The organism is Candidatus Erwinia dacicola (assembly GCF_001756855.1).
Taxonomy (GTDB): Bacteria; Pseudomonadota; Gammaproteobacteria; order Enterobacterales; family Enterobacteriaceae; genus Erwinia; species Erwinia dacicola.
On sequence record NZ_MAYS01000228.1, the window covers coordinates 1 to 4,081 of the forward strand.

Annotated in this window: 3 protein-coding genes and 1 pseudogene; all 4 read left to right on the plus strand. The window is 55.6% G+C overall.

The features are described 5' to 3' along the window. On the plus strand, positions 1-274 hold a 274-nt coding region (locus BBW68_RS07175), incomplete at its 5' end, for a DDE-type integrase/transposase/recombinase (RefSeq protein ID WP_148127581.1). A 168-nt stretch (positions 275-442) separates the two neighbouring features. Continuing rightward, on the plus strand, positions 443-1,420 hold the full coding sequence (gene serB / locus BBW68_RS07180) for a phosphoserine phosphatase (RefSeq protein ID WP_070134608.1): 978 nt from the start codon (positions 443-445) through the stop codon (positions 1,418-1,420). Between the two features lie 9 nt (positions 1,421-1,429). Then, complete coding sequence (gene radA, locus BBW68_RS07185) at positions 1,430-2,812, plus strand: DNA repair protein RadA (protein WP_070134609.1); 1,383 nt, start codon at positions 1,430-1,432, stop codon at positions 2,810-2,812. A 76-nt stretch (positions 2,813-2,888) separates the two neighbouring features. Beyond that, positions 2,889-3,237: pseudogene (locus BBW68_RS16155) on the plus strand (adenylyltransferase/cytidyltransferase family protein); the annotation flags it as partial. Positions 3,238-4,081 lie beyond the last annotated feature (844 nt).

Genomic DNA, 4,081 nt, shown 5'->3' on the forward strand with positions numbered 1-4,081 from the left:
GCGGGCGCTGGCATTGCTGAAGCGGGAAGGTAAATGTCCGCAGCATGTGCATCACCGGCAAATACAGTACCGGAATAATATAATTGAGTGCGATCATGGCAAACTGAAACGGATAATCAACGCCACGCTGGGCTTCAAATCAATGAAGACGGCTTACGCCACAATCAAAGGCATTGAAGTGATGCGGGCGCTACGGAAAGGTCAGGCAGAATCATTTTATTTGGGGCATCCCCTAGGCGAGATGCGTCTGGTGAGCAGAGTCTTTGAAAGATAAGACCTTTCAATAACACGAAAGGCTAACTCATCAATATCTTTGCAACAGTGCCTTCAGACTTACCAGAGGAACCGCTTAGCTTTAAGTTGCCAGAACACGCTGGAACAAGGTAGCCTCTTGCATTATTTTGCGCAGAATTGCGTGTTGAATGTCCCTACAGGAGTTGTAATGCCAAATAGTCTGACCTGGTGCGACCTGCCTGCTGAAGTCTCTCTCTGGCCGGGGTTACCTCTTTCATTAAGCGGTGATGAAGTGATGCCGCTGGACTACCGCGCTGGCCGTAGCGGCTGGCTGCTGTATGGACGCCAACTTGACAAAGCCAGCCTAACCGAATATCAGCGCCAGCTGGGCGCGGCGATGGTGATCGTCAGCGCGTGGGTGGTGGAAGATTATCAGGTCGTCCGGCTGGCGGGATCGCTGACCCCGCTGGCAACTAGGCTGGCGCATGACGCCGGGTTTGATGTGGCACCGATGGGCAAGATCCCGCATCTGAAAACGCCGGGCCTGCTGGTGATGGATATGGACTCCACCGCGATTGAGATCGAGTGTATTGATAAGATCGCCAAACTGGCCGGCAGCGGCATGCTGGTGGAGGAAGTGACCGAACAGGCGATGCGTGGCGAGCTGGACTTTGCGGCCAGCCTGCGCCAGCGCGTGGCAACCCTGAAAGGGGCTGATGCCAATATCCTGAAAGCGGTACGCGATGCTCTGCCGCTGATGCCGGGACTGACCTCGCTGGTGGCGAAGCTGCAGGCGATGGGCTGGGAAGTGGCTATCGCTTCCGGCGGCTTCACCTACTACGCTGAGCATCTGCGCGACACGCTGCATCTCTCTGCGGTAGCCGCTAACGTGCTGGAGATTGCGGACGGCAAGCTGACCGGTGAAGTGCTGGGCGATATCGTCGATGCGCAATATAAAGCCGACACGCTGCAGAAGCTGGCTGAGCGCTTTAACATTGCGCCTGAGCAAACCGTAGCCGTCGGTGATGGGGCCAACGACCTGCCGATGATCAAAATTGCTGGCCTCGGTATTGCCTATCACGCCAAGCCAAAAGTGAATGAACACACCGCTGTGACGATCCGTCACGCAGATTTAATGGGCGTGTTCTGCATTCTGAGCGGCAGCCTGATTTTTGACGAGCGTTAAGGGGACAATTTGGCCAAAGCGGTAAAGCGCGCCTTTGTGTGTAACGAGTGCGACGCAGACTATCCTCGCTGGCAGGGGCAGTGCAGCGTCTGTCACGCCTGGAACACCATCACCGAGATGCGGTTTGCCGCACCCCCCACCGTGGCGCGTAGCGAGCGGCTCTTTGGCTATGCGGGCAGTGTGGGCGTCAGCCGCATGCAGAAGCTGTCGGAAATCAGTCTCGACGAACTACCGCGTTTCAGCACCGGTTTCAACGAGTTTGACCGCGTGCTTGGCGGCGGCGTGGTTCCGGGCAGCGCCATTCTGATTGGCGGTAACCCCGGCGCGGGGAAAAGTACGCTGCTTTTGCAGACCCTGTGCAAGCTGTCTGAGAGCATGAAAACCCTGTACGTCACCGGAGAAGAGTCGCTGCAGCAGGTGGCGATGCGCGCCCATCGTCTGGGACTACCGAGCGAAAACCTGAATATGCTGTCGGAAACCAGCATCGAGCAGATCTGCCTGATCGCCGAGCATGAGCAGCCGAAGCTGATGGTGATCGACTCGATCCAGGTGATGCACATGGCAGATATCCAGTCTTCGCCGGGCAGCGTGGCGCAGGTGCGCGAAACCGCCGCCTACCTCACGCGCTTCGCCAAAACCAAGGGTGTGGCGATTGTGATGGTCGGACACGTGACGAAAGATGGCTCGCTGGCTGGCCCGAAGGTGCTAGAACACTGCATCGACTGTTCGGTGCTACTCGATGGCGATGCCGACTCGCGTTTTCGCACGCTGCGTAGCCATAAAAACCGCTTTGGCGCGGTGAATGAGCTGGGCGTGTTTGCCATGACCGAGCAGGGGCTGCGTGAAGTCAGCAACCCGTCGGCGATCTTCCTGATCCGGGGGGATGAAGTGACCTCCGGCAGCTCCGTGATGGTGCTGTGGGAGGGAACGCGCCCGCTGCTGGTCGAGATCCAGGCGCTGCTCGATCACTCGATGATGGGCAACCCGCGTCGCGTCGCGGTGGGGCTTGAGCAGAACCGCTTGGCGATTCTGCTGGCGGTGCTGCACCGTCACGGCGGTCTGCAAATGGCCGATCAGGACGTGTTTGTTAACGTGGTGGGCGGGGTGAAAGTCACCGAAACCAGCGCCGATCTGGCACTGATGCTGTCGATGGTCTCCAGCCTGCTCGACCGCCCGCTGCCGCAGGATCTGGTGGTGTTTGGCGAGGTCGGGCTGGCCGGTGAGATCCGTCCGGTGCCCAGCGGTCAGGAGCGTATTTCAGAAGCGGCGAAGCACGGATTCCGTCGCGCTATTGTTCCTACCGCCAATGTGCCAAAAAAATTGCCAGAAAATATGAAGGTGTACGGCGTGAAAAAGCTGGCCGATGCGCTCTCTATCCTTGACGATCTCTAATTGCCGGAGGCATATAATGCCGTCTTTTGATTACCTGAAAACAGTGATCCGCCAGCAGGCCTGTACTCTGTAGCAGGTGGCGGACGCCAGCGGCATGACCACGGGCTACCTCAGCCAGCTGCTGAATGCCAGAATCAAAAGCCCCAGCGCGCAGAAGCTGGAGGCGCTGCATCGCTTTCTCGGCCTAGAGTTTCCCCGCCGCGAGAAAACCATCGGTGTGGTGCTCAGCAAGTTTTATCCGCTGCATACCGGGCAACATCTACCTGATCCAGCGCGCCTGTAGCTAGGTTAACGAGCTGCATATCATTATGGGCTATGATGGGCCGCGCGATCGCCAGCTGTTTGAGGACAGCGCGATGTCGCAGCAGCCGACGGTCAGCGACCGCCTGCGCTGGCTGCTTCAGACCTTTAAGTATCAGAAGGACTTCCCATAGGTGGTGTAACCATAGGAGATCATAGGGTTAGACCATGTGTCAATCTCTTTGTGTCACTTCTTGTTGCCCTCTTTGTGTCGCTATATAGCCTCACGTTTAGGAGACCATAGGCATTACAAACGCGACTGAGGGTCCTCTTTCTGGTCAACTCAGCCGGGGGGCCTATGGGGATACTTTGAGCCATTAATATATTAAATACCCTCTCAGATTTTTCTGTCAGATTCTTAAAGGGTTAGGGGTCTCCTTAAGTACCTACTCGTTTCAGTAAGTAAGCCAGCAAGAGGTTGACCATAGCGAGTAACATATGGTGCTCATGAATGGCCTGAATGATAGCCAACATGATAGCCTCCTTATGTTGTCTTATAGTGGTGCGGGTGCATCATAGAGAGAACTGTCCGCGCCCTTTGAGTGAGCCTGCTAAGTTCAGAGCCTCTATGTGGTCTAACCAATTGTGGGCATGTTGTATGCTCTCTACAATCTTTCGTCTTAATTTATCACCACACCAGATATAAGCCCGTAAGCGTCCATCAGGCATTAAGTGAATACCTTTACGGTTACTCATTGCTTTCTCCTCATGTTGGTGAATGTACCAGTTAGCGAGTACAAAAACTAAGGAGTGCCATATAGACACCCCTTGCCAGCCCACTGGCCTTAAGTTATTACTTTTTGGTTTCTTCTTCTTCGACCTTCCAGACCAACTGAGTGATAACCGGGAGTTTTACCTCTACGCCGTCTTTGTCTTCTGCCTTAGCATCAGCGACAATATCCAGTACACCACGCGCCTCAATGACCCACGCAGAACGAGCAGCATCACGAGCAGGGACTCTGGCGTCAA

Excerpts from the sequence above, each read along its gene's own strand:
- serB (WP_070134608.1), top strand. The coding sequence starts at position 443 with ATGCCAAATAGTCTGACCTGGTGCGACCTGCCTGCTGAAGTCTCTCTC.